This window comes from Pseudomonas sp. TE3899 (genome assembly GCF_056279105.1).
In genome coordinates this window covers 5,121,796-5,144,450 of sequence record NZ_JBWBQR010000001.1, presented here as the reverse complement: position 1 = coordinate 5,144,450, position 22,655 = coordinate 5,121,796, and the positions used below count along the sequence as shown (strand labels likewise).

The window sequence follows — 22,655 nt, the reverse complement described above, 5'->3', positions numbered from 1 at the left end:
TTACCTGCCTGGTAAGAAATCTCATGAATAAAACGTCCTGTAGAGCGCAACCGTGAGCCCGGAGATGACGTAGCCGACGCCCAGCAGATAGGGCAAAAAAGCCACCCACATCACCATCATTCCGAGCCCGGACAGTTGCCCGAAAAGCAAAAGTCCCAGCCCGCCGATCACCCAGGGCGCCGCGTAAAAAGGGATGAACATCAGCGGCGCGCACCAGATTTTCTTCACGATCTGTTGTTCGGTTGTCCTGCTCAGCCGTCGGGTTGCCCACGCGGCAAACACGATATAGGCCAGGGCTCCGAACCAGAGGCCCTGCATTGTCAGGAACTGCTCCCAGTTGAAAGCCTTCGGGAACCCCACCGTCGATTCGAGATAAACCAGAACCTCGAACGCGATGATCGGCACCCAGAGGGCGGCGCCCAGGAACAGGCGTCGGTTCAGACTGATCACGGGCGAACACCTGCGTCATTCAGGATCGCGTCAGCCACACAGCCAAGGCTGTGGATCAATACGCTGATTAGAATTCGGCTCGGGGTGTTCATGCCGGGCTCACTGAGGAGTAGCAACTGCCGGCGACTTCGATCGCGACCAGTGAAATCAGGACCATGAACGTCAGCGCGCGATGCAGCCGCGACTGGCGCAGGCGTCGGCTGATCGCCGTGACCACCAACAGCAGGCTCAGTATCGCGAGGCCGCCGAACAGATCACTGTCGGCCACGTACATCAGGTAACCACGCATCTCGTCCGATACGTTGATCATGGGCAAAAGACTCCATCCTTGAGTGTCCAGATACGGCGACTGCCATCGCGTTCGCGTTTGATGCCAGGCAGGGCGTTGCGTAGGTCGTCCGCGCTGAAGAGGCGCGTTTTTTCAGATCCTTTGACGGTCAGCAAAAAGTTGTCATCAACCTGTATACCGCCGTCTTCGTCGTAAGACAGGTAACTGGCCACGGCGTACTGCTTGCCCGGTGCAAGGACGCGCGGCTCCATCAGCGGCAACCAGTTGCTGGCATTTTTCGATTCAATCTGCAGCGGCACGCCGCAGGTATTCAACAGGTCAATTTCGTAGATGTACGTCAGTTGCGTCGTGCAGCCGACCAACGACAGATATCCCGCTGCCAACACAGACGCCACGAAGGAGCGAAGGCTCATCGACGAGTCCCTCCTTTGTTCGGTGTCATGGGCAGGTACGAGTCGACATACAGAAACTCGCCATCGGCACTGTTGATGCGCGCCATCGTCAGCGGCTTGCCGTCAGGGGTCTGGAACCGGATCCAGCCCTCGCTATTGAGGTCTCCGGTTTCATACCGCACCTGCACAAAGTAATCCGGCGGATTGGACCGGGTGATCTCGATGAAAAAGCCACCATCCTGCGCCCCGCGCCATACCGCATCGGGGTGGCCTGGCAGCACGGGCGCTGAAGGATTGGAGGGGCGCAGCGAGATGAACAGCGTCACCAGCGCGATGATCGTCAACACACCGATGGCGCTCAGCACATGATTGAGCCATTTCCACACCTGCATCGAACGCGTCATGGCGTGCACCAAGTGCGCACATCGCGCTTGTCGAAGCCTGCGCACTGATTGCGCTTGGCGATTGAGCGATAAGGCGCGTCGGGGGTGTAGGCGAAGTAGTAATAGCGCTGCGCGTCTTCGCCGTAGAGCCAGTAGTTGCTCGAGCCCTGGTTGATTTCGTAGGGCTCGAAGGTCCAGATCGACGACTCGCGCGGAATGAAATTCGCCCGGTCCATCAGCAACATGAAGGCGTTGGAAAACACAGGCGTCGCCCAGGCCAGGATCGCTGTCACGACCGCGACGGCCACAGCGAGCCCTTTGGCCAGAGGATGTTTGACGGGCGCACGAGGTGCGGGGGATCGGGCCACTCCCTGTGCTGCGCGCCAGCGGGTAAAAGCGGCATTGAGGGCGCGGGTGACCAGAATGGCGCAAAGGGTCAAACCACCCGCCAGGGCGCAATACGCCATGGCCCGTACGGGATAGCGCGGCAGCAGGTAAACCAGGATCGAGGCCATCATGAAAATCGCCACGCCAAACTGGGCGGCCAGGCGCGGGATGAAGACCAAAACAAGATTCAGGAAAACGAAAAAGTAATAAACCAGGTACATGCCCATGCCGATGGCGACGCCACGGGAAGTCAGCCCGCCGACCAGGGTTTTATAGATCGGCACGGCGAAGCCATTCATCACGATATAGAGCACGCAGGCCATCCCATGGACGACCAACCCGATCACTCGTTGGCTATTCATGTTCAAACGCTGCCACGCAATGCTTCGCCACGATCAATCACCCAAGATCCCTCTTCCCTTTCATCCTGTAAAAAAACATCAGCACCGCTTCTGTTCAGCCTTGGCCCGGTCGGCACTGAGCACCTTGCATTGCTGGAGGTAAATAACGCCCTCGCCAGTGAACACGACCACATCATTCGCCGTGAGCGGCTCGCCGTTTTTCTCGCCAAACTTGAGCCAACCTTCGTCCCATAACGAGCCGTCGTCGTTGCGAACCTGAACGAAGTAATAAGGCGGCTCGGAGCGGGTGACTTCGATGTACTGCCCACCATCGGCACCGCCGCGCCATTTCGCGTTGGGGTGCTCACTCAACACCCGAGGCTCATCCTTTGAAAAATCCATCCGGGAAACGACCAACACACTGGCGATGCAGGCCAGGAGCCCTACCACCATGAGGAAGCGTTTTACCCAGATCACTGCGATGCCTCCAACGTCATCAGACCTCAGAGTGAGTCAAGTAATAAAGTCCCAGCAGGTACATTGCCGGAATCGCCATAACGCACAAAAAATTAAAAAATTTATAAAACTTTTTTACCCTGATACGAGGGACCAGACCTGCAACTCCAACTACAAAACAAAAAATCGCCAACAACCCGAAATAATTGTTATCTACCATTCCAGAGAAGTAGCCTTCCATGTTCACTCCTTATTAAAGCCGATAAAATTCCAGCGATAAAACTCGAAGGCCTTTAAAAAATCTTCCCGTGTGGTTCCCTTATTCAAATTATGATAAGTCCAGCCAGATACGTCTTTGGTGAAATAACCTTTCTGAACAGGAAGGCCCACATATCCACCACTTTGGGGATCAGCCATATCTTCCCCTGTTAGTTTTACCCCCCAAGTAAACGGCCACACAATGGCGGCATCGGTATTTCCTTGGCGTATATCTATCTGGTCACTGGTCACGGAAACGGCCATTTGAATATGATGGGCGGTTGTCATCATCGGCCGGTCAAGCGCCTGAGCAAGAATGTCGCCGGGCTTCAAATCTTCGACTGTAGCTACTGCCGTGGTGTTTTCTACGGTGTTTTGCATCTCACGTGCGCCGTAGGTCAGCATGACCATTTCGGCGAAACCGTACATATTCGAGGCATATCGATCATGTGCAGCCGCGCTATAGTTCTCCATGTTTTTATAAGTTCTGACGCCGGTCTTAAGTTTTACCGGCAGCCCGCGCTTACTGGAAAACTCTACCAAGACGCGTATTGCAAAATCCTCGCAGGTAAACTTGTAGTCGCTTATCTCACCGTTTTTATTCCAATATTTCTCATTAATTAGTCTTTCTGCAATCATCGGCGCCTCATCGTGATAGGCCGCGATATCAGCGTCTGACCATAACTTCGTAGTTGGCCAAAAAACCTTCAAGACTACTTCTTTCCCAACCGGATCGGCTTTTGGAGTTAGAGCCACCGAGGAGACATACAACATCGAGAGAACTTCCGCAGTCATAGCAGAACCCCGTCGATGGCTGGATGAAAATCAAAGCTCTCGCCTTCCTTGCCTCCAACCATTTGAGTTCTTCCCATGGCATCTGTTTGTCCCGAGACAATTTCTCCCTTGGCATTTTTAATGTGATACGGAATCCCCTGTAATGGATTGCCGTCCTGGTCTTTCATCACAACATGCTGGCAATGAGAGAAAAGCATCAGTGGAATCGGCGCCACAAACGGCACCGGAGAATGCGAATTCCCGATAATCACCGTCCCGGAACCCGCCGTAACCTTGTTGCCATGCGTCCCGACGGAGTCCACAGTCGCCGCCGCTTTACCGTTGATCAAAACCGTCGTCGCCAACCCACCCGACATCGCACCACCACACGCCGAGGCATCGCCTTGGCGGGCGGCCGCGAGGCCGTCGAAGAAGACGTCGCCGGAACCGGCGGCGATCGGGTTGGTGCCGTGGCCGGAGACCGGGCAAGCGGTGGGGTCGGTAAGGCGTGCTGCGGGTTTGCCGGACATACGGGTCTCCTTAGTCAACCTTGACTTGACCGTTGCCATTTCGGCTCACGGATAGGTGGAACGAATCGGGTTTTGCGCCAGCGACGTTACCCATGGTGTGACGACTCATTGCTCACCGACACGCTGGAACATTCCAGCTCTCGTAGCCTTTCACGGTCGGGTAGATCGCACGGCCATCCACCCACTGTGAGCGCTCATCCACGGTGAATTCGTTCTGCCAGAGCAACCATTCGGACGACTTCAACAACGTGCCGTCCTTTGCGTACACCCTGAAAAACGCTTCGCTGGTGAATATCCGGACAATCTGTCCGGCCAGCCCCAGGGCCGAGTACTGGGGAATGTACGAGTTGATGTAGCACGTCCCGGCATCGTTCCAGGTCTTGGAATAGACATGCGCCAGCCGCGCCGCCGCCATTTTCACGTAGCAGGCGCCTGAAACCGCCGCAACGGCCGCCAAGGCTATGAGCAGCAACGCCCTACGCCCCGTCATGACCACTGCATCCTGCTTCGGAATTGTCCATTGCATGCCTTAGCTGACCTTGACTTGACCGCTGCCATCCAGGCGCGCGGCAAACGTAACCTGGCGCTTGAAACCATCAACTTCCAGCAGGCCTTCGATGCTGAAGGACAGGCGAAGCTGATCGTGGTCACGCGGCAGGGAAATGACACGCACGTTGCTCAGGCGTGGCTCGTAGGCTTCGATGAAATTTTCGATGGCCAGACGGGCCTGACTCAGGGAGTCGTGCAGGCTCAGACGCATGTCATTGAGATCGGGTAGCCCGTAATCGGACAGCGTTTGCACGCTGCCCGAACGGGTGCTGAGCATCTTGGCCAGATGGGCAGCCACGGACGCCATGGCGGAGACCTCGCGGCTCCAGCCGACGCGTTTGTCCGCGTCGCCACCCAGGCGTTCGAAAAGGCTGCCGTATCCAGTCATGAGTTAGCTCCGCTTACTCTTTGTCCAGCTTGCCAACCAGCGACAGGGTGAAATCGGCACCCATGTACTTGAAGTGCGGGCGCACGTTCAGGCTGACGCGGTACCAGCCAGGCTCGCCTTCGACATCGCTGACGATGATCTGGGCAGCGCGCAGTGGACGACGGCCACGGACTTCGGCGCTTGGGTTTTCCTGGTCGGCCACGTACTGGCGGATCCACTTGTTGAGTTCCAGCTCGAGGTCGGTACGTTCTTTCCACGAACCGAGTTGCTCGCGCTGCAGCACTTTCAAGTAGTGAGCCAGGCGGTTGACGATCATCATGTACGGCAGTTGGGTGCCGAGCTTGTAGTTCAGCTCTGCGGCCTTGCCTTCTGCGCTGATGCCGAAGAACTTCGGCTTCTGCACCGAGCTCGCGGAGAAGAACGCCGCGTTGTCGGAGCCTTTGCGCATGGTCAGGGAGATGAAGCCTTCCTCGGCCAATTCGTATTCACGACGGTCGCTAACCAATACTTCCGTAGGAATCTTGGTTTCGATTTCGCCCATGCTTTCGAAGTGGTGCAACGGCAGGTCTTCAACCGCGCCACCGCTCTGCGGGCCGATGATGTTCGGGCACCAGCGGAACTTGGCGAAACTGTCGGTCAGCTTGGTGCCGAACGCGTAGGCAGTGTTGCCCCACAGGTAGTGCTCGTGGCTGTTGGCGACGGTTTCTTTGTACACGAACGATTTGACCGGGTTTTCTTCCGGATCGTACGGGTTACGCAGCAGGAAACGCGGCACGGTCAGGCCAACGTAACGGGAGTCTTCCGACTCGCGGAAGCTCTGCCATTTGGCGAATTGCGGGCCTTCGAAGTGATCTTTCAGATCCTTCAGGTCCGGCAGGCCGGTGAAGCTTTCCAGGCCGAAGAATTTCGGGCCGGCCGCCGCGATGAACGGCGCGTGAGACATGCAGGCAACGCTGGACACGTACTGCATCAGCTTCACGTCCGGCGAGCTTGGGGACATGTAGTAGTTAGCGATGATCGCGCCCACAGGCTGACCACCGAACTGACCGTATTCAGCGGTGTAGATGTGCTTGTACAGGCCCGACTGCATCACTTCCGGCGAATCTTCGAAATCGTCCAGCAGGTCTTCTTTGGAGACGTTGAGGATTTCGATCTTGATGTTTTCGCGGAAGTTGGTGCGATCGACCAGCAACTGCAAGCCACGCCACGACGATTCCAGGGACTGGAAGTCCGGGTGGTGCAGGATTTCGTCCATCTGGCGGCTGAGCTTGGCATCGATCTCGGCGATCATGCGGTCGACCATGGCCTTCTTGACCGGCTCACCGTTGTTCTGCGGCTTGAGCAGCTCTTCGATGAAGGCCGACACGCCGCGCTTGGCGATGTCGTAGGCTTCGTCGTCCGGCGTCAGGCGGGTTTCGGCGATGATGCTGTCGAGAATGCTGTATTCGCCGCTCTCTTTGCTCTTTTGCTGTGCTGCGCTAGTGCTCATTGTGTTGGCTTCCTTGGCTGATAGAGACTCAGGCGTCCTGGGCGGCGGCGTTCAAGCCCAGCTCACCCAGTACGCGACCGCGGGATTCGTCGTCGGCGAGAACGCCTTCGATGGCTTTGCGGAACGCAGGCGCGTTACCCAGCGGGCCTTTGAGGGCCACCAGCGCGTCGCGCAGTTCCATCAGTTTCTTCAGCTCAGGCACTTGCTCGACCAGCGAGGCCGGGTTGAAGTCCTTCATCGAGTTGACGCGCAGTTGCACGCCCAGCTCTTCAGTGCTGCCTTCTTCCTGAAGACGGTTCGGCACGTTCATCGTCAGGCTCAGCTCTTGCTTGGCCAGCACTTCGTCGAAGGTCATCTTGTCGATGCTGATCGGCTTGCGATCTTCGACTTTGCGTTCGTCCTTGCGGTGGGTGTAGTCACCGATTGCCAGTAGTTTCAACGGCAGTTCGATCTCTTCCTGTGCACCACCGGTGGCAGGTTTGAAGGTGACGTTGATGCGTTCCTTGGGGGCTACCGAGCCTTCTTTGGCCATGGCTTTTCTCCTTGCGGTTGTGGCCCTGGGGCCTATTCGAGTACCACTTCGAGATCGAGGTGGCACAGCCTGCGATAAATCTCTTCCTTGCGTTCACGCACTGCATGGTTCTGCGGTAACAACTCACAGCAGCTATGCAGCAAATGCAGCACTTCCAGCGCAAGATCGGGCTCCCAGGCGTTCAGGCCTGAGTCCTGTAATGTTTGGTCGAGGGTTTCGAGTTGGGTCCTGGCCAGTTCGTACTTTTTGGCCATGAAGCACAGCCGCGCCAGGGCGAACTGCCAGAAAAATCGCGCCCGCCCACCTTGGGCACCTTGCAGGCCCTGCTTGAGGATTTGCACGGCGGCCTTGAGGCCGTCCTTGCGCAAGATGGGCAGGACTTCTTCCAAGGCCACTTCCCAGGCCGGCTGGTTGTCGACAACTTCGACCTTGCGCGGCGCACTGGCGCTTTGCAGGTGCGGCATGACGTGGGCGCTGACCCAGGCACGGGTGGCCGGGTCGGCAAACGGCGCGCCGTCATGGAAACGCAATTCGATGATGCCGGGCAGGCGCTGAATCAAAAGCGCGAAGTGGATTTCCACTTCGCGCATAGCCATCTCGGCATTCAGGCCCTGGAGGCATTCCCAGACCATTCGTTGGCCATCGAACCAGAACGGCGCCTTCGCCAGGCTCGCCTCCAGTTCTACCAGCAGGTCGGCGTATTTGGCCTGGTCGTAGCGATCCTGATAGGCCTTGAGCTTGTCCGCCGGCAACCCGCGCAACATGGTGATCTGCTCGGCGTTGCGCTCGGGCACCGCGTCGATGGGCAGCCACAGCAGCGTGCGATTAAGGCGCAGGGCGCGCAGGTCGGTGGCTTTCTGCTTGAGCCACCAGGCGCACAACGGACGGGCGTTTTCCTGCTGGGCGCGCAAAGCCTTGTGGGCTTCTTTTTCGTTATCGATTGGCGCGCCGGGGGTGAACAGCTGGGTCGCGGCTTGCTTGACCTGGGCCACGGCAGCCCCGACCACACCGGGTTCCGGCTGGTTGTCGGCGGCGCGCTGCACCATGTTTTTCAGGCGGCGAGAGATCGGCAGCAGCAACGGTGCGTCATCGCCCAGGTGCTCGGTGCAAGCGGCATCGAGACCTTCCAGGTGCTCCACCATCCGGCGGAACATCGGCAACTGCTCTTTGATCGCGACATTTTCGGTCAGCACTTGCTCAAGACGCGGCACCAACCAACTGATGGCCGCGGAGCGGGTACGTGCCTTGTTCGGGTGAACTTCGGCCCAGTGATTTTCCGACAAATGATGCAGCAAACCGAGGCCCGCCAGCAGCCCCTGAAAGGATTCGCGCTGGTACAAAGCCCAGGTCAGCCAGGCGCCGACCCGCAAATCCTTGGACTGGGTACGCAGCAGGTTTTCGCTGTTTTCACGGATTTTCAGCCAGTCGATCTGACCGGCTTCATGCATCGACTGGGCTTTGGCCAGCTCGCTTTCCAGGGCCTCATATTCGCTCGAAAAGCGAACATCCTCGCCCGCGAAATTCTCTTTGGAAACAGAGGCTTTTGCGAGTTCAAGGTAATGGGCGGAAAGCTTGCTTGAGTAGGACATCCATGGCCTTTATTTAGGATTACGGTCACACGCCAATCGGAGTTTCAACGGCGGCGGACAGTATCAAAGAGCTGCGATGGGACTCATCCAATTGAGTTCGTGCTCTTTCAAGTTGGCGCATCGTACTCACGATGATGGCCACTAGCAAGCATCCGATTAAACAACAAGACGAGCAGTTCAGTGCCTCGTGTAGGAGATAGCCCTATATTTGTAAGGGTATCCCCTGATATCACTTTAATATTCCCTCTGCTGACCTGCTGACCCGCAACCCCTGCTCCAGAGCGTTCGCGCAAATCCCCAGCAATCATTGGCGTTTCCGTCAACGATGTGGGCGCAAAGCATGACAAGAATTGAAAAAGATGAATGTAGGATTCTTCCGAAAAGTTACTGCGACAGACCTTCAATTTGATGAAAGACAACTGCCAATTAAAAAAACGCCATTAAAGTGATGGCATTTTTATGTTTCAACAAATGCGTCCAATGCTGTCATGTGAAGGGCAATTGCACGGAGTTATCGTCCAATTGCACGCAACTTACACAATCGTGTCCTAGGAACACACGCCCACTTTAAACCCGGAAGGCTCTCACTTTATTCAAAGACTCCTCCTACATTAATCCTCTTTCCCCGTTGATAACGTGCCCGCCAGTTTTCGCGTGCACAAACCATGGACGGTTTGGATATCGCGCTTTTTTCCTCTTTAGCTTAAGGATAAGCGTATGTTCGGGCCGGCCAATGCGGCGCATTTTTCGCTTCACATCCCCGCTGTTCGTCACGATTTCAAGGTGCTGGCCTTCGACGGCAGCGAAGCCATCAGCACCCTGTATGCCATCCGCGTTGAGCTGGTCAGCGAGCACCCGGATTTCGATATTGAAAGCCTGCTCAGTCAACTGGCGTTTCTGCAGTTCGGCCTCAAGGGCGAAGGCTGCACGGCCGTATCGAGGACGTCTGGGTGGGGGACGCCGGCAAGCGCCTGACCCGTTATCACCTGACCCTGGTGCCGGCGCTGCACTATTTGCAGTTCAGTCACGACCGGCGGATTTTCCAGCACCTGACGGTGCCGCAGATCATCGCGCAGGTGCTTAAAGGGCACGGCATTCAGAGCGACGCGTTCACCTTTCATGTCAGCACCACCACGCGCCGGGACTACGATTTCCGGCGCCCCAGCCTGTTGCTGGAAAGCCGTTTCACCGCCGAGTTCAGCCCCGAGCTCGAAGACTATCGCTACCCCGTCCTGATCGAGAACGAAAAACGTGGCAGGCAACTCGCCCGCCAGGCCCTGGAGCGGCACCGTTGCGATTACCAAGTGGCCGAAGGCCAGAGCGATCAGCCATGCCTGCGCAGCGGTCACTTCTTCGACCTGACCGAACACCCGCGTAAAACCCCCAACGGTCTGTGGCTGTTGCTCAGCGTGACCCACACCGGCCGACAGCCTCAGGTGCTGGAGGAGTCGCTCACCAGCGACGTCAACCCCGAGGACGGCTTCACCCAAGGCTACCGCAACCGCTTCAGCGCCATTCCCTGGGACGTGCATTTCCGTCCGCCGTTGTGCCCGCGAACAACGCAACTGGTGAGCCAGACCGCCCGCGTCACCGGACCGCCCGGTGAAGAGATCTATTGCGATGAATATGGAAGGGTGAAGGTCGAACTGCCGTGGGATCGCGCGGAACTCAACAGCGAAAAAAGCAGCTGTTGGCTGCGGGTTTCCTCGAGTTGGGCGGGCCAGGATTTCGGCGCGGTGACTATCCCGCGTATCGGCATGGAAGTCGTGGTCACGTTTCTGGAAGGCGATCCGGATCGGCCGCTGATCACCGGTTGTGTGGCCAACAGAGTGACCTCTGTGCCCTACACCTTGCCCGAGCACAAGACCAAAACCGTGCTGCGCAGCCACAGCTCGCCACACAACGGTGGCTACAACGAGCTGTCGCTGGAAGACCGCGCCGAGCAGGAAAAAATCTACCTGCGGGCGCAACGCGACATCGAGCAACTGATCCTCAATGACAGCGCCACCCAGATCGGCCACGACCGCCGCGAACAAATTACCCGCGACAGTCACAGCCTGATTGGTGGCGACCGTTTTGAGCAGGTGGACCAGCACAGCGCGAGTCTGATCAAAGGCGATGAGACGCACACCACCCAAGGCCTGCGCAACACGGTGATCGGCGGGGATGAACTGATCAGCATCAGCGGCAACAGCAGCATGACAGCGGCTGGCACGCTGGTGATTCAGGCGGGGCCGCAGGCGCATGTCAACGCGGCCAACGTGGTGATCGAGGCGGGCATGAGCCTGACGCTCACGGCTGGTGGGCATCACATCGTCATCAATGCCGGTGGGATTTTTAGCAGTGTGGCGATTGTTGAGGGTGGTTCGCCGGTAGCAGGAATGGCGGCGCAGTCGGCATTGTCGGTTATTCCGAGGTTTTTGGGAGTACATCCGCTCTTATATGAACAACGGCCCTTACTTCGATGAGCACGGTAATCACAGTGAGTCGGATGCGTTTGTAAAAAGCCAGTTGGCGGTGCGATTCAAAATGAGTGACAGCTTCAAACACACCTTGGCGCAGCTGAAACAGGCGAAGAAAGACGCCGGTGGCAAAAACTATTTACAGAGCAGCGATGTAGCAAAACTGCTACTTGAGCCACGGCTCTACCCGCAGGATCGAATTCAAGAACTCACCTACAGCCTCGCTAAACGCCGTTCCCGCAACTTGTGGCCGAAAGTGGTTACCGAACGCCTGAAAGCCAACGGTCCCGACACGCGCCTTGTTGATCTGGAACCTCAACAGGACAGTGGACTTTCGAGGGAAAGTTGATTGGCTTTGCGTTGGTCAAACCACCCCATCACACCTCATCGGAATACGCACGCCCATAAAAAATGGGCATCCGACCGCAATCGATATGCCCATTTTTCAATACGGTTCTCCCCGCTACTCAGGGAGTTTGCCGCAATTATGGATTGACGCTGTCTTTCAACGACTTGCCTGGCTTGAAGGCGACGGTATTGCTGGCCTTGATTTTCACAGGCTCACCGGTTTGCGGGTTTTTGCCGGTGCGGGCACCGCGGTGGCGTTGCAGGAAGGTACCGAAGCCCACCAGCGTGACGCTGTCCTTGCGGTGCAGAGCGCCGGTGATTTCTTCGAGAACGGCGTTGAGTACGCGGTTGGCCTGCTCTTTGGTGAGGTCTGCTTTTTCAGCGATTGCAGCGGCGAGTTCTGGTTTACGCATTAGTGAAGCCCCTTTGACGGTTTTTTGTTGTTATGTCCGTGCTGTTCTCGTTGGAACAGCGCCCAAGGCGCCGCAGGTGCTCTACTCTGCGGCAGACGGGAGTGAGGATGGCACGCACGGAAGAGCCGCGCCAGTCTCGGCGCGACCTTTGTAGGGGCAAAAGCGGGGTGAATCCGACAGAACGACCGGTATTTACGCCAGCAGGGCCGGAAGCTCTTTGTTCAATGCGAGTTTTTCCATCACCGCCGCGCCTGTCAGGGCATAACCGAGCAATTTGCCCGAGTCATCGCGGCACAGGACCTTGATGTCGGCGCCCTGCCCCTCGACCGTCCAGACGCCCTCGGCGCCCCGTGGAGGCGGCGAAACCACCAACGGGCAGACCGGGGTTTTCACGGTGATCGGCATCGGGCCATAACTCACGGCCGTAGGGTTTCCCGCCAAGGTTTGGGCCAGCGCTCTCGCACAGCTCATCAGGGGCATCACGTACAACAAATTCAGTCCATCGACCTCGGCACAGTCGCCCAGGGCGTAGATATTGGCGTGGGACGTCTTCAGATGCCGGTCGACCACCACGCCGCGATTGACCTGGACACCTGCGGCAGCCGCCAGATCGATGCGCGGACGCAAACCAATGGCCGAGACCACCACATCGCACGGGATGATCTGGCCGTCGGACAGGTGCGCCTCCAGTCCGTCCGCCACCCGCTGCAACCGGTTGAGTACCGGCCCGAGGTGGAAGCGTGCACCGAGGCTTTCCAGCCCGGCCTGGACCGCTGCGGCCGCCGCTGGGTGCAGCAATGTCGGCATGACCTGTTCGCATGGTGCGACCAGTTGCACTTCGTAACCGCCGAGGATCAGGTCGTTGGCGAATTCGCAGCCGATCAGGCCGGCACCGAGCAGCAATACCCGGCGCTTGCCGGCCGCCGCGGCGCGAAAGCGCGCGTAGTCTTCCAGGTCATTGATCGGGAACACCGCATCAGCGCCGTCGCCTTCGATCGGCACCCGCACGGTTTCCGCGCCCCAGGCCAGGATCAGGTCACGGTAGATCACCGCTTCCTCGCCGATCCACAGGCGTTTATGGCCCGGGTCGATGCCGCTGATGCGGGTGTGGGTGCGCACTTCGGCTTTCAACTGCTCGGCCATGGCGCCGGGCTCGGCCATGCTCAGGCCGTCGGCGTCCTTGTTTTTGCCGAAGCCGGTGGAGAGCATCGGCTTGGAGTAGGAACGCCCGTCATCGGCGGTAATCAGCAGTAGCGGGGTTTCGCCATCGAGTTTGCGAAACTCCCGGGCCAGGTTGTAGCCAGCCAGGCCAGTACCGACGATCACGACAGGTGCGTTCATTCCCTACTCCTCTTTTGTCTTAGTTGATTTCGATCATTTCGAAATCCATCTTGCCCACGCCGCAGTCCGGGCACAGCCAATCTTCCGGCACGTCCTGCCACAGGGTGCCCGGCGCGATGCCGTCATCCGGCCAGCCGTCGGCTTCGTTATAGATCAGGCCGCAGACCACACATTGCCACTTTTTCATTCAGTTACTTCCTCGGGATTCAGGCGTTTGCCGGCGCGAACGGTCGATGGGTAAAGCGTTGCCGTCCGGCTCAGGGCGTTTTGTACTGATCGAACCCGGCAGATGCAAGCCTGTTCGATGCAAGGTCGGGTCGACTCAATCAAAATCGCCGGCTGCCATGGTAAGCTCGCCGCCTCATTTGCTGCCAATAATGACTCACTGTGCCGCACTCAAAATCCCCGTTCTGGCTCCCCCAAAGCCGACTCACTCCCCTCCCCGACGCGTCTACCCTCGACTGGCTGTTCGACGAAGGCTCCCTGACCCGGCGCCTGATTGGTTTGTCGAATGACCGCTTCAGCGTCACGCCATTATTCGAAGGCTGGCAAGCCTTGCGCGCCGACGAATGCGCGGCGCTGGAACTGGAAGAAGGCAGCGAAGGCTGGGTGCGCGAGGTGTACCTGCGCGGCAATGGCGAAGCCTGGGTGTTTGCCCGCAGTGTGGCGGCGCGCAGTGCGTTGCAGGGCGATGGGTTGCACATGGATGAGTTGGGCAGCCGGTCGTTGGGCGAGTTGTTGTTTTGCGATCGGGCGTTCCAGCGCCAGGCCATCGAGGTTTGTCACTATCCTCAAGAATGGTTGCCGCTGGAGTCCCGAGCGCCCGAGCTGTGGGGCCGCCGCTCGCGTTTCGACCGTGGCGCCTTGAGCGTGCTGGTGGCCGAGATTTTCCTGCCGACCTTATGGCTCGCCGCCCGCGCCCATCCGGAGAACCGTTGATGTACACCCGCCTGCTCAAATCCCTGAACCGCCTGAATCCCCGGGCCTGGGATTTCATTCAACTGACGCGCATGGACAAGCCGATCGGCATTTACCTGCTGCTGTGGCCAACCCTGTGGGCGCTGTGGATTGCCGGCAAGGGTTCGCCGTCATTGGCCAACATCGTGATTTTCGTGCTTGGCGTGGTGCTGACCCGCGCGGGCGGTTGCGTGATCAATGACTGGGCGGACCGTAAGGTCGACGGCCATGTGAAACGCACCGAGCAGCGGCCACTGGTGAGCGGCAAGATCAGTTCCAAAGAGGCCTTGGTGTTTTTTGCCGTGCTGATGGGCATCGCCTTTCTGCTGGTGCTGTGCACCAACGCGGCAACCGTCTGGCTATCGCTGGGCGGTCTGGCGCTGGCCTTTAGTTACCCGTTCATGAAGCGATACACCTACTACCCGCAAGTGGTACTGGGCGCGGCGTTTTCCTGGGGCATGCCGATGGCGTTCACGGCCGAGACCGGTTCGCTGCCGGCAGAAGCCTGGCTGCTGTGGATTGCCAACCTGCTGTGGACGGTGGCCTACGACACCTATTACGCGATGACCGACCGCGACGATGACTTGAAGATCGGCGTGAAGTCCACGGCGATTCTGTTTGGTGATGCGGACCGGGTCATCATTCTGACGTTGCAAGGTCTGGCGCTGGGCAGCCTGCTGCTGGCCGGGTCGAAGTTCCAGCTTGGCGGCTGGTTCCATCTCGGGTTGCTGGCCGCCGCCGGGTGTTTTGCCTGGGAGTTCTGGTACACCCGGAGCAAGGACCGGATGCGTTGCTTCAAGGCGTTCTTGCACAACCACTGGGCCGGGTTGGCGATTTTTGTCGGGATTGTGCTGGATTACGCATTGCGTTGATAAAAAGCGAAAAATCGCAGCCTGCGGCGGCTCCTACAGGTGTATATCCGTAGGCATTGCCGCAAGCCGCGATCTTTAACGACCTGGCGAAGCGCTTACTTCTGCGATTCGTGAACGACGTGCCAGACATCTTTCATGCCGTCACCCTTCATCTCTCCAGGTTTTTCGTCCTTCACAAACGTGTAGAGCGGCTTGCCGTCGTAGGCATATTGCATCATGCCGTCATCACGCTTGATGACCGTCCATTTGCCTTCAGCCTTGGCACCCGCCGGCGCCATCATCGGCGGCCAGTTCTTGGCGCAATCCGCGTTACACATGGACTTGCCGCCACTGTCCTTGTCGAACGTGTAAACGGTCATGCCCTTGTGATCGACCATCATGCCGCCCTTCATCATGGCCGGTTCGGCAGCGAAGGCCATCGCCGGTAACGCCAGAGCAGCGGCCAACATCAGAGCCTTAAGGGAGAACGTGAATTGAGTCATGGAAACCTTCTCTTGTGGTTGTCAGGATTCGGAATTAGAGCTTAGCCCAGGATCATGACAATCGCCGCTCGACTAAAATACTGTCACACGACTGCAATAATTCCGTTATCTAATGCGGCGCAAGACAGTTAAATGACAAGAGGAATATAGGCATGGTTGGCAGGAGCATTCTGATCGTCGACGACGAAGCGCCCATTCGCGAAATGATCGCCGTTGCGTTGGAAATGGCCGGCTATGACTGCCTGGAGGCTGAGAACTCCCAGCAGGCCCATGCCATCATCGTCGACCGCAAGCCGGACCTGATCCTGCTGGACTGGATGTTGCCCGGCACGTCCGGCATCGAGTTGGCCCGGCGCCTCAAGCGCGATGAGCTGACCGGGGATATCCCGATCATCATGCTCACCGCCAAGGGCGAAGAGGACAACAAGATCCAGGGCCTGGAAGTCGGCGCCGATGACTACATCACCAAACCGTTCTCGCCCCGCGAGCTGGTGGCGCGCCTCAAAGCCGTGCTGCGCCGCGCCGGCCCGACCGATGGCGAAACCCCGATCGAAGTCGGCGGCCTGCTGCTGGACCCGATCAGCCACCGCGTGACCATCGACGGCAAACCCGCCGAGATGGGCCCGACCGAATACCGTCTGCTGCAATTCTTCATGACCCACCAGGAACGCGCCTACACCCGTGGCCAGTTGCTGGATCAGGTCTGGGGCGGCAATGTCTATGTCGAAGAACGTACCGTCGACGTGCACATCCGGCGCCTGCGCAAAGCCCTCGGCGATGCCTATGAAAATCTGGTACAAACCGTGCGCGGCACCGGTTACCGGTTTTCCACCAAAGCATAGAAGCGGCGGCAAGCTTTAAGCTACAAGCGGCAAGCGAAAGCAGAGCCGCTTTGACTTGAAGCTTGTAGCTTGAAACTTGGAGCTGCGCTAGGACGCCCCCCTTGAACCAAAACTGGCATGGCACCCTGATTCGCCACATGCTGTTGCTGGTCACCGCCTGCTTGGTGATCGGCCTGATTTCCGGCTACTACGGCTGGAGCCTCGCCGCTGGCCTGGGCCTTTACCTGGCCTGGACCCTCAAGCAGCTGTTGCGCCTGCACGAATGGCTGCGCCTGCACAAACCTGATGAAGCACCGCCCGATGGCTATGGCCTGTGGGGCGAAGTGTTCGACAGCATCTACCACCTGCAACGCCGCGACCAACGGGTGCGCGGGCGCCTGCAAGCGGTGATCGACCGGGTCCAGGAATCCACTGCCGCGCTCAAAGACGCGGTGATCATGCTCGACAGCGACGGCAACCTCGAATGGTGGAACCGCGCCGCCGAAACCCTGCTCGGCCTCAAAACCCCGCAAGACAGCGGCCAACCGGTGACCAACCTGGTGCGCCATCCGCGCTTCAAGGAATACTTCGAGCAGGACAGCTACGCCGAGCCGCTGGAAATCCCCTCGCCGATCAACGATCGCCTGCGCATTCAGCTGTACATCACCCGCTACGGCAACAACGAACACTTGATGCTGGTGCGCGACGTCACGCGCATCCATCAGTTGGAGCAGATGCGCAAAGACTTTATCGCCAACGTTTCCCACGAACTGCGCACGCCACTGACGGTGATCTGCGGCTACCTGGAAACCTTGCTCGACAACGTCGAGGACGTGAACCCGCGCTGGACCCGAGCCTTGCAGCAGATGCAGCAACAGGGCGGCCGCATGCAGACCCTGCTCAACGACCTGCTGCTGTTGGCCAAGCTGGAAGCCACCGATTACCCGTCGGACAACCAGCCCGTCGTCATCGACAGCCTGCTGAAATCGATCAAGAGCGATGCTCAGCAGCTGTCCGCGCAAAAGAATCAGAAGATCACCCTGGAGGCCGATTCCACGATTCTGCTCAAGGGCAGCGAAGCGGAATTGCGCAGCGCGTTTTCCAACCTGGTGTTCAACGCCGTGAAATACACCCCGGCCGAAGGCAATATCCGCATTCGCTGGTGGGGCGACGACCAGGGCGCGCATTTGAGCGTGCAGGATTCCGGGATCGGCATTGACAGCAAACACCTGCCGCGCCTGACCGAACGCTTCTATCGCGTCGACTCCAGCCGCAACTCCAACACCGGCGGCACCGGGCTCGGGCTGGCCATCGTCAAGCACGTGCTGCTGCGCCACCGTGCACGGATGGAAATCAGCAGCGTGCCGGGGCATGGCAGCACCTTCACCTGCCATTTTGCGCCGGCCCAGGTGACCAAATCCCAGCTGATCAGCGCTGCCGATTGATACCGGCCGGCACTCGCCCCTAGGCAATCGCCGAGTCAGCCGCTACATTGGCTGACTTGTGCCTGCCCTTCAGGCACCGCATTTCCTTCTTTTTCGAATACACGGAACCCGCAAAACCCCATCATGGACCCATCCCCTGGCTTGACCCTCGCGACACTCTTCGCCGATTTCGGCATGATTCTTTTTGCTCTGATCCTGGTTTTGCTCAACGGATTCTTCGTTGCGGCCGAATTTGCCATGGTCAAACTGCGCTCGACCCGGGTCGAGGCCATCGCTGATAAAAACGGCTGGCGCGGACATATCCTGCGCACCGTGCACAGTCAGCTCGATGCGTACCTCTCGGCGTGCCAGTTGGGTATCACCCTCGCCTCGCTGGGTCTGGGCTGGGTCGGTGAGCCGGCGTTTGCGCACATCCTCGAGCCTATCCTTGAAGCCGTCGGCGTACAGTCGCCCGAAGTGATCAAAGGCGTGTCGTTCTTTGCCGCGTTCTTCGTGATTTCGTACCTGCACATCGTGGTCGGTGAGCTGGCGCCCAAGTCGTGGGCGATCCGCAAACCCGAGTTGCTGTCGCTCTGGACCGCCGTGCCGCTGTACCTGTTCTACTGGGCGATGTACCCGGCCATCTACCTGCTCAACGCCAGCGCCAACGCGATTCTGCGCATCGCCGGCCAGGGCGAACCCGGCCCGCATCACGAACACCATTACAGCCGTGAAGAACTGAAACTGATCCTGCACTCCAGCCGTGGCCAGGACCCGAGCGACCAAGGCATGCGTGTATTGGCCTCGGCAGTGGAAATGGGTGAACTGGAAGTGGTGGACTGGGCCAACTCCCGGGAAGACCTGGTGACGCTGGAGTTCAACGCGCCGCTGAAACAAATCCTTGCGTTGTTCCGTCGCCACAAGTTCAGCCGTTATCCGGTGTACGACAGCGAACGCCAGGAGTTCGTCGGCCTGCTGCACATCAAGGATCTGCTGCTGGAACTGGCGGCTCTGGACCACATTCCCGAGTCGTTCAACCTGGCGGAGCTGACTCGCCCGCTGGAGCGCATTTCGCGGCACATGCCGCTGTCGCAATTGCTGGAACAGTTCCGCAAGGGCGGCTCGCACTTCGCCTTGGTCGAAGAAGCCGACGGCAACATCATCGGCTACCTGACCATGGAAGACGTGCTGGAAGTGCTGGTAGGCGACATTCAGGACGAACACCGCAAGGCCGAGCGCGGGATCCTTGCGTACCAGCCGGGCAAGCTGCTGGTGCGCGGCGATACGCCGCTGTTCAAGGTTGAACGCCTGCTGGGCATCGACCTGGACCACATCGAAGCCGAAACCCTCGCCGGGCTGGTCTACGAAACCCTGAAACGGGTACCGGAAGAGGAAGAAGTGCTGGAAGTCGAAGGTTTGCGGATCATCATCAAGAAGATGAAAGGGCCGAAGATTATTTTGGCCAAGGTGTTGATGCTCGATTAAGCGATCCGGGTGAAACCGCATCGCGCCCTTCGCGGGCAAGCCTCGCTCCTACAGGTTCGTGTGATCCGTAGGAGCGAGGCTTGCCCGCGAAGGCGTCAGACCAGGCACCACATCACTGCTTGCCCAACGCAAAGTTGGGCAACGCCCCCACCGGTTGATTGAACTGGTACGGAATCGACACCAGCCCCAACCCGGTATTGCGCTGCACCACGAAATGCAGGTGCGGCCCGCTGCTGTTGCCGGTGTTGCCCGACAATGCCAGCGCACTGCCCACCGCCACCCGCTGCCCTTCGCGCACGCTCACCGAGCCTTGCTTGAGGTGCAGATACACGCCCATGGTCCCGTCATCGTGCAACACCCGCACGAAATTGCCGGATGGATCATTGCCGCGACCGCTCTGGCTATTCTCGGTCTTCACTACCATCCCGGCCCGCGCCGCGATGATCGGCGTGCCTTCAGGCATGGCGATGTCCATGGCGAAACGGTTCTTGGCACCGAAGTGGCTGTATTGGCCATTGGCGCCCTGACTCAAGCGAAACGGACCACCACGCCACGGGAAGGGATATCGATAGCTCTGAGCGGCGCCTGAAGGGTCGCCCATGGAGTATTGGAAGCTCGGGGTATACACCAGCGGCTTGCCGCCGATAATCGCCGTGAGCAGCGCCAGGCGCGAGTTACTGCGCGCCGGCAAGACCCGGCGAATCGGCTGGCTCGGCGCGCCCTTCACATTGCTCAACCCGGCAAAACTCAGCTCGACCTCCACCGGTGCATACAAATCGTTGCGCACAAACACCACGTCCACGCCCTTCTGCTTCTTGATGTCCAGATACACCTGCCGCTCCAGGTGCTCGACCATCCGATCCCGAAACACAAACACCTGGGAGCCTTTCGTGGGGCGGTCGCTGTAGGAGACCACGCCATTGGCGTCGGTGGACTTGTAAATGGTCATGGCCACAGCCGAGGTGGAGGCCATGAAAAGACCACAGAAAAACAGCAGGCGCGCGAGCATGGGCAAGAGTCTGTCGAATAAGGCCTGGGAGGAGCCTAGCAGCTGAGATGGACCAGCGTAGTCGGCAGATGTTTCAAATGATCGTCCCCACGCGGAGCGTGGGAACGATCAGAGCGGTGTGGTGAATGGGATGGCCCCTTCGCGGGCAAGCCTCGCTCCTACAAGGTTTGTGTCGTCCGCAATGAGCGCGACACCTGTAGGAGCGAGGCTTGCCCGCGAAGGCGGACTGTCAGGCGACGACGATTACGCGCCCGGTACGAAATGCTTCTGCGCCGCGTCACGAACAAACGGGTTGAATGTGATATCCACACCCAACTGCGCCGCAGCGGACAAGTTCACCAACGCATCCAGCGAGAACTTGTCGATCTTGCCGCTCAATACATCATTAAGCCGCGGCTGGGTTATTTTCAGGCGTTTGGCCGCCTCCTTTTGGGAAAGCTCCCAGCCTCGAATGACGCTGCACAACTCCATCATCAGCTTGGAGCGCAGACGCATATTCGCGGCTTCCTGAGGCGTATCTTCCAGCGCATCCCAGATACTGGCGAACCGCTGGGTCGGGTTTTGATGATCCGTCATGACGTTAATTGATTTCCTGCAATCTGGCGCGAGCCAGTTCGATATCGCGCGTCTCGGTTTTACGGGTGGTTTTGTGCAAGGCATGTAGCACATAGATGGCCTCTGGCCGGTTAACCACATAAAACACTCGAAACGCCCCTGATTCCTCGGTGATCCTGATTTCGTTTACGCCCCGCCCTACGGTTTTCATCGGCCGCCAGTCGAAGGGTTCTTCCCCCTGCTGCAAGAGATCCAACTGAAAACCGGCGGCTCTTCGCGCATCGAGCGGAAACGATTTCAAATCCTTTAACGCGCTCCCGATAAACACCACGTCCTTGTGTCTTGGCATCGACTTCTCCTGTTGTTGACAAGGAAAAGGGTAATCGACGCCATCGAGGCACGTAGGGCGGGGTTGTTTCAAGGCATGGCTGATAAGGATCGGTATGGAACAGTCTATATCGAAACCGATATAAATCAAGGCGAGAATTATGGATATCTGACGTGTGGGCTATGCGCTTTTTTTTGCGGGGATTGTTTTGGCCCCTTCGCGGGCAAGCCTCGCTCCTACAAGGTTTGTGTCGTCCGCAATGAGCGCGACACCTGTAGGAGCGAGGCTTGCCCGCGAAGGCGGACTGTCAGGCGACGACGATTACGCGCCCGGTACGAAATGCTTCTGCGCCGTACCACGGGCAATCAGGCGGGAGATGTAGTCGAGCTTCTGTGCGTCTTTATCGACGAAGCGGAAGGTCAGTTGCAGCCAGTCGCTGTCGGGCTTTTGCTCGTGGGCGACGATGGCGTGCAGATAGCCGTTGAGGCGCGCGGTTTCAGCGTTGTCGCCCTGCTCCAGGTCGAGCACGGCGCTTTCGAGCACTTGCGGCAGGATGTCGGTGCGTTTCACTACCAGCAGCGCTTCCTTGAGGCTCAAGGCCTTGATCACGCAGGGCTGGGTGCCACTCGATAGGCGCAACTGGCCTTGGCCACGGCCACCCGCCGGTGCTGCCGAAGCGGCGCCAGGTGCCTTGACCGGCGGGCTGTTGAGCAACCCACGGGATGGTGCAGCGGCGGGTGCCGGGGCGGCAGCGACAGGTTTGGCGAACGGGTTGACCGGGGCAGCGGCTGGCGCGGCCACGGCAGCCTTGCCGCCAGTGAGTGCGCTCAGGGAATCGTTGCCGAACGCCGAGTTCATTTTGGTCGGGGCGCTGTTCATCAAGGTGTCGAGCTTGCCGACCTTGTTCAGCGCCTGTTTGACCTTGGTCAGCAGTTGCTCGTTGGTGAACGGCTTGCTGACGTAGCCGGAAACCCCGGCCTGGATCGCCTGGACCACATTTTCCTTGTCGCCACGGCTGGTCACCATCACGAACGGCATGGTCTTGAGGTTGTCCTGCTCGCGGCACCAGGTCAGCAGTTCCAGGCCGGACATTTCCGGCATTTCCCAGTCACACAGAACCAGGTCGAACGCTTCGCGCGCCAGAATCGCCTGAGCCTTCTTGCCGTTGACCGCGTCTTCGATCCGGATACCCGGGAAGTAGTTGCGCAGGCACTTCTTCACCAGGTCACGAATGAACGACGCATCGTCCACGACCAACACACTGACCTTACTCATCCACAACCCCTTAAAAAAATCCCGGCAAGCATACCGCTTTGCTGATGGCACATTGCCTTAAATCTTCAGTCACGCC

Annotated in this window: 28 protein-coding genes and 1 pseudogene; 7 read left to right on the top strand and 22 right to left on the bottom strand. The window is 58.7% G+C overall.

Annotated features, from left to right (window positions below; genetic code table 11):
- Window positions 1-21: 21 nt before the first annotated feature.
- From ACZ89E_RS23335 to tssA, 14 genes are all read right to left on the bottom strand, one after another.
- A complete protein-coding gene (locus tag ACZ89E_RS23335) occupies window positions 22-450 on the bottom strand; it encodes a hypothetical protein (protein WP_476256550.1) in 429 nt (142 codons plus the stop codon).
- Window positions 451-538: 88 nt separating this feature from the next.
- Window positions 539-760 (bottom strand): hypothetical protein, encoded by a 222-nt coding sequence (locus tag ACZ89E_RS23330; protein WP_149659450.1) that lies wholly within the window; start codon window positions 758-760, stop codon window positions 539-541.
- On the bottom strand, window positions 757-1,152 hold the full coding sequence (locus ACZ89E_RS23325; protein ID WP_476256549.1) for a hypothetical protein: 396 nt from the start codon (window positions 1,150-1,152) through the stop codon (window positions 757-759). Before ACZ89E_RS23325 ends, ACZ89E_RS23330 begins: the two co-directional genes overlap by 4 nt.
- On the bottom strand, window positions 1,149-1,535 hold the full coding sequence (locus ACZ89E_RS23320) for a hypothetical protein (protein ID WP_476256548.1): 387 nt from the start codon (window positions 1,533-1,535) through the stop codon (window positions 1,149-1,151). Before ACZ89E_RS23320 ends, ACZ89E_RS23325 begins: the two co-directional genes overlap by 4 nt.
- Complete coding sequence (locus ACZ89E_RS23315; RefSeq protein WP_476257071.1) at window positions 1,532-1,822, bottom strand: hypothetical protein; 291 nt, start codon at window positions 1,820-1,822, stop codon at window positions 1,532-1,534. Before ACZ89E_RS23315 ends, ACZ89E_RS23320 begins: the two co-directional genes overlap by 4 nt.
- A 519-nt stretch (window positions 1,823-2,341) precedes the next feature.
- On the bottom strand, window positions 2,342-2,719 hold the full coding sequence (locus tag ACZ89E_RS23310) for a hypothetical protein (protein ID WP_476256547.1): 378 nt from the start codon (window positions 2,717-2,719) through the stop codon (window positions 2,342-2,344).
- Between the two features lie 19 nt (window positions 2,720-2,738).
- On the bottom strand, window positions 2,739-2,939 hold the full coding sequence (locus ACZ89E_RS23305; protein WP_476256546.1) for a hypothetical protein: 201 nt from the start codon (window positions 2,937-2,939) through the stop codon (window positions 2,739-2,741).
- Between the two features lie 2 nt (window positions 2,940-2,941).
- Window positions 2,942-3,751 carry a hypothetical protein gene (locus ACZ89E_RS23300; protein ID WP_476256545.1) on the bottom strand — a complete coding sequence of 270 codons (810 nt, stop codon included), beginning with the start codon at window positions 3,749-3,751 and terminating at the stop codon, window positions 2,942-2,944.
- Window positions 3,748-4,260 carry a PAAR domain-containing protein gene (locus tag ACZ89E_RS23295; protein ID WP_149659442.1) on the bottom strand — a complete coding sequence of 171 codons (513 nt, stop codon included), beginning with the start codon at window positions 4,258-4,260 and terminating at the stop codon, window positions 3,748-3,750. Before ACZ89E_RS23295 ends, ACZ89E_RS23300 begins: the two co-directional genes overlap by 4 nt.
- Before the next feature lie 112 nt (window positions 4,261-4,372).
- A complete protein-coding gene (locus ACZ89E_RS23290) occupies window positions 4,373-4,786 on the bottom strand; it encodes a hypothetical protein (protein WP_476256544.1) in 414 nt (137 codons plus the stop codon).
- A 3-nt stretch (window positions 4,787-4,789) separates the two neighbouring features.
- Window positions 4,790-5,197 carry a type VI secretion system baseplate subunit TssE gene (gene tssE / locus ACZ89E_RS23285; protein WP_476256543.1) on the bottom strand — a complete coding sequence of 136 codons (408 nt, stop codon included), beginning with the start codon at window positions 5,195-5,197 and terminating at the stop codon, window positions 4,790-4,792.
- A gap of 13 nt (window positions 5,198-5,210) precedes the next feature.
- On the bottom strand, window positions 5,211-6,686 hold the full coding sequence (gene tssC, locus ACZ89E_RS23280) for a type VI secretion system contractile sheath large subunit (RefSeq protein ID WP_149659441.1): 1,476 nt from the start codon (window positions 6,684-6,686) through the stop codon (window positions 5,211-5,213).
- Window positions 6,687-6,714: 28 nt separating this feature from the next.
- Entirely contained in the window at window positions 6,715-7,218 is a 504-nt protein-coding gene (gene tssB, locus ACZ89E_RS23275) for a type VI secretion system contractile sheath small subunit (protein WP_149659440.1), read from the bottom strand.
- Window positions 7,219-7,250: 32 nt separating this feature from the next.
- On the bottom strand, window positions 7,251-8,807 hold the full coding sequence (gene tssA, locus ACZ89E_RS23270; protein ID WP_149659439.1) for a type VI secretion system protein TssA: 1,557 nt from the start codon (window positions 8,805-8,807) through the stop codon (window positions 7,251-7,253).
- A 717-nt stretch (window positions 8,808-9,524) separates the two neighbouring features.
- Here tssA and tssI point away from each other — a divergent pair.
- Window positions 9,525-11,218: pseudogene (tssI, locus tag ACZ89E_RS23265) on the top strand (type VI secretion system tip protein TssI/VgrG); the annotation flags it as partial.
- 118 nt (window positions 11,219-11,336) lie between these two features.
- Window positions 11,337-11,618 carry a hypothetical protein gene (locus tag ACZ89E_RS23260; protein ID WP_476256542.1) on the top strand — a complete coding sequence of 94 codons (282 nt, stop codon included), beginning with the start codon at window positions 11,337-11,339 and terminating at the stop codon, window positions 11,616-11,618.
- Between the two features lie 136 nt (window positions 11,619-11,754).
- On the opposite strand, the gene ACZ89E_RS23255 is transcribed toward ACZ89E_RS23260, so the two are convergent.
- From ACZ89E_RS23255 to ACZ89E_RS23245, 3 genes are all read right to left on the bottom strand, one after another.
- Window positions 11,755-12,030, bottom strand: coding sequence for an HU family DNA-binding protein (locus tag ACZ89E_RS23255; RefSeq protein WP_003213368.1), 276 nt, complete (start codon window positions 12,028-12,030; stop codon window positions 11,755-11,757).
- 192 nt (window positions 12,031-12,222) lie between these two features.
- On the bottom strand, window positions 12,223-13,371 hold the full coding sequence (locus tag ACZ89E_RS23250) for an NAD(P)/FAD-dependent oxidoreductase (protein WP_476256541.1): 1,149 nt from the start codon (window positions 13,369-13,371) through the stop codon (window positions 12,223-12,225).
- A gap of 19 nt (window positions 13,372-13,390) precedes the next feature.
- Window positions 13,391-13,558: a rubredoxin gene (locus tag ACZ89E_RS23245; protein WP_007954349.1), complete on the bottom strand. Its 168-nt coding sequence runs from the start codon at window positions 13,556-13,558 to the stop codon at window positions 13,391-13,393.
- Window positions 13,559-13,758: 200 nt separating this feature from the next.
- On the opposite strand from ACZ89E_RS23245, the gene ACZ89E_RS23240 reads away from it, so the two are divergent.
- Both ACZ89E_RS23240 and ubiA read left to right on the top strand, forming a co-directional pair.
- Window positions 13,759-14,310, top strand: a complete 552-nt coding sequence (locus ACZ89E_RS23240; protein ID WP_476256540.1) for a chorismate--pyruvate lyase family protein — start codon at window positions 13,759-13,761, stop codon at window positions 14,308-14,310.
- The gene (ubiA, locus tag ACZ89E_RS23235) at window positions 14,310-15,200 is read left to right on the top strand and encodes a 4-hydroxybenzoate octaprenyltransferase (RefSeq protein ID WP_476256539.1); all 891 of its coding nucleotides are present in this window, start codon (window positions 14,310-14,312) and stop codon (window positions 15,198-15,200) included. Before ACZ89E_RS23240 ends, ubiA begins: the two co-directional genes overlap by 1 nt.
- Before the next feature lie 95 nt (window positions 15,201-15,295).
- Here ubiA and ACZ89E_RS23230 read toward each other — a convergent pair whose 3' ends face one another.
- The gene (locus ACZ89E_RS23230; protein ID WP_149659432.1) at window positions 15,296-15,682 is read right to left on the bottom strand and encodes a COG4315 family predicted lipoprotein; all 387 of its coding nucleotides are present in this window, start codon (window positions 15,680-15,682) and stop codon (window positions 15,296-15,298) included.
- 152 nt (window positions 15,683-15,834) lie between these two features.
- Here ACZ89E_RS23230 and phoB point away from each other — a divergent pair, with 152 nt between their 5' ends.
- From phoB to ACZ89E_RS23215, 3 genes are all read left to right on the top strand, one after another.
- Complete coding sequence (phoB, locus tag ACZ89E_RS23225; RefSeq protein WP_008150066.1) at window positions 15,835-16,524, top strand: phosphate regulon transcriptional regulator PhoB; 690 nt, start codon at window positions 15,835-15,837, stop codon at window positions 16,522-16,524.
- A 137-nt stretch (window positions 16,525-16,661) separates the two neighbouring features.
- Window positions 16,662-17,948, top strand: coding sequence for a phosphate regulon sensor histidine kinase PhoR (gene phoR, locus ACZ89E_RS23220; protein ID WP_476257070.1), 1,287 nt, complete (start codon window positions 16,662-16,664; stop codon window positions 17,946-17,948).
- A 123-nt stretch (window positions 17,949-18,071) separates the two neighbouring features.
- On the top strand, window positions 18,072-19,412 hold the full coding sequence (locus ACZ89E_RS23215; protein ID WP_149659430.1) for a hemolysin family protein: 1,341 nt from the start codon (window positions 18,072-18,074) through the stop codon (window positions 19,410-19,412).
- A gap of 112 nt (window positions 19,413-19,524) precedes the next feature.
- Here the strand turns inward: ACZ89E_RS23215 and ACZ89E_RS23210 are convergent, their stop codons facing one another.
- From ACZ89E_RS23210 to ACZ89E_RS23195, 4 genes are all read right to left on the bottom strand, one after another.
- Window positions 19,525-20,421: a peptidoglycan DD-metalloendopeptidase family protein gene (locus tag ACZ89E_RS23210; RefSeq protein ID WP_476256538.1), complete on the bottom strand. Its 897-nt coding sequence runs from the start codon at window positions 20,419-20,421 to the stop codon at window positions 19,525-19,527.
- Window positions 20,422-20,664: 243 nt separating this feature from the next.
- Window positions 20,665-20,997: a helix-turn-helix domain-containing protein gene (locus ACZ89E_RS23205; RefSeq protein WP_463258900.1), complete on the bottom strand. Its 333-nt coding sequence runs from the start codon at window positions 20,995-20,997 to the stop codon at window positions 20,665-20,667.
- A gap of 4 nt (window positions 20,998-21,001) precedes the next feature.
- Window positions 21,002-21,325, bottom strand: a complete 324-nt coding sequence (locus tag ACZ89E_RS23200; RefSeq protein ID WP_123408643.1) for a type II toxin-antitoxin system RelE/ParE family toxin — start codon at window positions 21,323-21,325, stop codon at window positions 21,002-21,004.
- Between the two features lie 300 nt (window positions 21,326-21,625).
- Window positions 21,626-22,579, bottom strand: a complete 954-nt coding sequence (locus ACZ89E_RS23195) for a response regulator (RefSeq protein ID WP_149659428.1) — start codon at window positions 22,577-22,579, stop codon at window positions 21,626-21,628.
- Window positions 22,580-22,655 lie beyond the last annotated feature (76 nt).

Excerpts from the sequence above, each read along its gene's own strand:
- ACZ89E_RS23330 (WP_149659450.1), bottom strand. The coding sequence starts at position 760 with ATGATCAACGTATCGGACGAGATGCGTGGTTACCTGATGTACGTGGCC.
- ACZ89E_RS23325 (WP_476256549.1), bottom strand. The coding sequence starts at position 1,152 with ATGAGCCTTCGCTCCTTCGTGGCGTCTGTGTTGGCAGCGGGATATCTG.
- ACZ89E_RS23320 (WP_476256548.1), bottom strand. The coding sequence starts at position 1,535 with ATGACGCGTTCGATGCAGGTGTGGAAATGGCTCAATCATGTGCTGAGC.
- ACZ89E_RS23305 (WP_476256546.1), bottom strand. The coding sequence starts at position 2,939 with ATGGAAGGCTACTTCTCTGGAATGGTAGATAACAATTATTTCGGGTTG.
- ACZ89E_RS23300 (WP_476256545.1), bottom strand. The coding sequence starts at position 3,751 with ATGACTGCGGAAGTTCTCTCGATGTTGTATGTCTCCTCGGTGGCTCTA.
- ACZ89E_RS23295 (WP_149659442.1), bottom strand. The coding sequence starts at position 4,260 with ATGTCCGGCAAACCCGCAGCACGCCTTACCGACCCCACCGCTTGCCCG.
- ACZ89E_RS23290 (WP_476256544.1), bottom strand. The coding sequence starts at position 4,786 with ATGCAATGGACAATTCCGAAGCAGGATGCAGTGGTCATGACGGGGCGT.
- tssE (WP_476256543.1), bottom strand. The coding sequence starts at position 5,197 with ATGACTGGATACGGCAGCCTTTTCGAACGCCTGGGTGGCGACGCGGAC.
- tssC (WP_149659441.1), bottom strand. The coding sequence starts at position 6,686 with ATGAGCACTAGCGCAGCACAGCAAAAGAGCAAAGAGAGCGGCGAATAC.
- tssB (WP_149659440.1), bottom strand. The coding sequence starts at position 7,218 with ATGGCCAAAGAAGGCTCGGTAGCCCCCAAGGAACGCATCAACGTCACC.
- tssA (WP_149659439.1), bottom strand. The coding sequence starts at position 8,807 with ATGTCCTACTCAAGCAAGCTTTCCGCCCATTACCTTGAACTCGCAAAA.
- ACZ89E_RS23260 (WP_476256542.1), top strand. The coding sequence starts at position 11,337 with ATGAGTGACAGCTTCAAACACACCTTGGCGCAGCTGAAACAGGCGAAG.
- ACZ89E_RS23255 (WP_003213368.1), bottom strand. The coding sequence starts at position 12,030 with ATGCGTAAACCAGAACTCGCCGCTGCAATCGCTGAAAAAGCAGACCTC.
- ACZ89E_RS23250 (WP_476256541.1), bottom strand. The coding sequence starts at position 13,371 with ATGAACGCACCTGTCGTGATCGTCGGTACTGGCCTGGCTGGCTACAAC.
- ACZ89E_RS23245 (WP_007954349.1), bottom strand. The coding sequence starts at position 13,558 with ATGAAAAAGTGGCAATGTGTGGTCTGCGGCCTGATCTATAACGAAGCC.
- ubiA (WP_476256539.1), top strand. The coding sequence starts at position 14,310 with ATGTACACCCGCCTGCTCAAATCCCTGAACCGCCTGAATCCCCGGGCC.
- ACZ89E_RS23230 (WP_149659432.1), bottom strand. The coding sequence starts at position 15,682 with ATGACTCAATTCACGTTCTCCCTTAAGGCTCTGATGTTGGCCGCTGCT.
- phoB (WP_008150066.1), top strand. The coding sequence starts at position 15,835 with ATGGTTGGCAGGAGCATTCTGATCGTCGACGACGAAGCGCCCATTCGC.
- phoR (WP_476257070.1), top strand. The coding sequence starts at position 16,662 with ATGCTGTTGCTGGTCACCGCCTGCTTGGTGATCGGCCTGATTTCCGGC.
- ACZ89E_RS23215 (WP_149659430.1), top strand. The coding sequence starts at position 18,072 with ATGGACCCATCCCCTGGCTTGACCCTCGCGACACTCTTCGCCGATTTC.
- ACZ89E_RS23210 (WP_476256538.1), bottom strand. The coding sequence starts at position 20,421 with ATGCTCGCGCGCCTGCTGTTTTTCTGTGGTCTTTTCATGGCCTCCACC.
- ACZ89E_RS23205 (WP_463258900.1), bottom strand. The coding sequence starts at position 20,997 with ATGACGGATCATCAAAACCCGACCCAGCGGTTCGCCAGTATCTGGGAT.
- ACZ89E_RS23200 (WP_123408643.1), bottom strand. The coding sequence starts at position 21,325 with ATGCCAAGACACAAGGACGTGGTGTTTATCGGGAGCGCGTTAAAGGAT.
- ACZ89E_RS23195 (WP_149659428.1), bottom strand. The coding sequence starts at position 22,579 with ATGAGTAAGGTCAGTGTGTTGGTCGTGGACGATGCGTCGTTCATTCGT.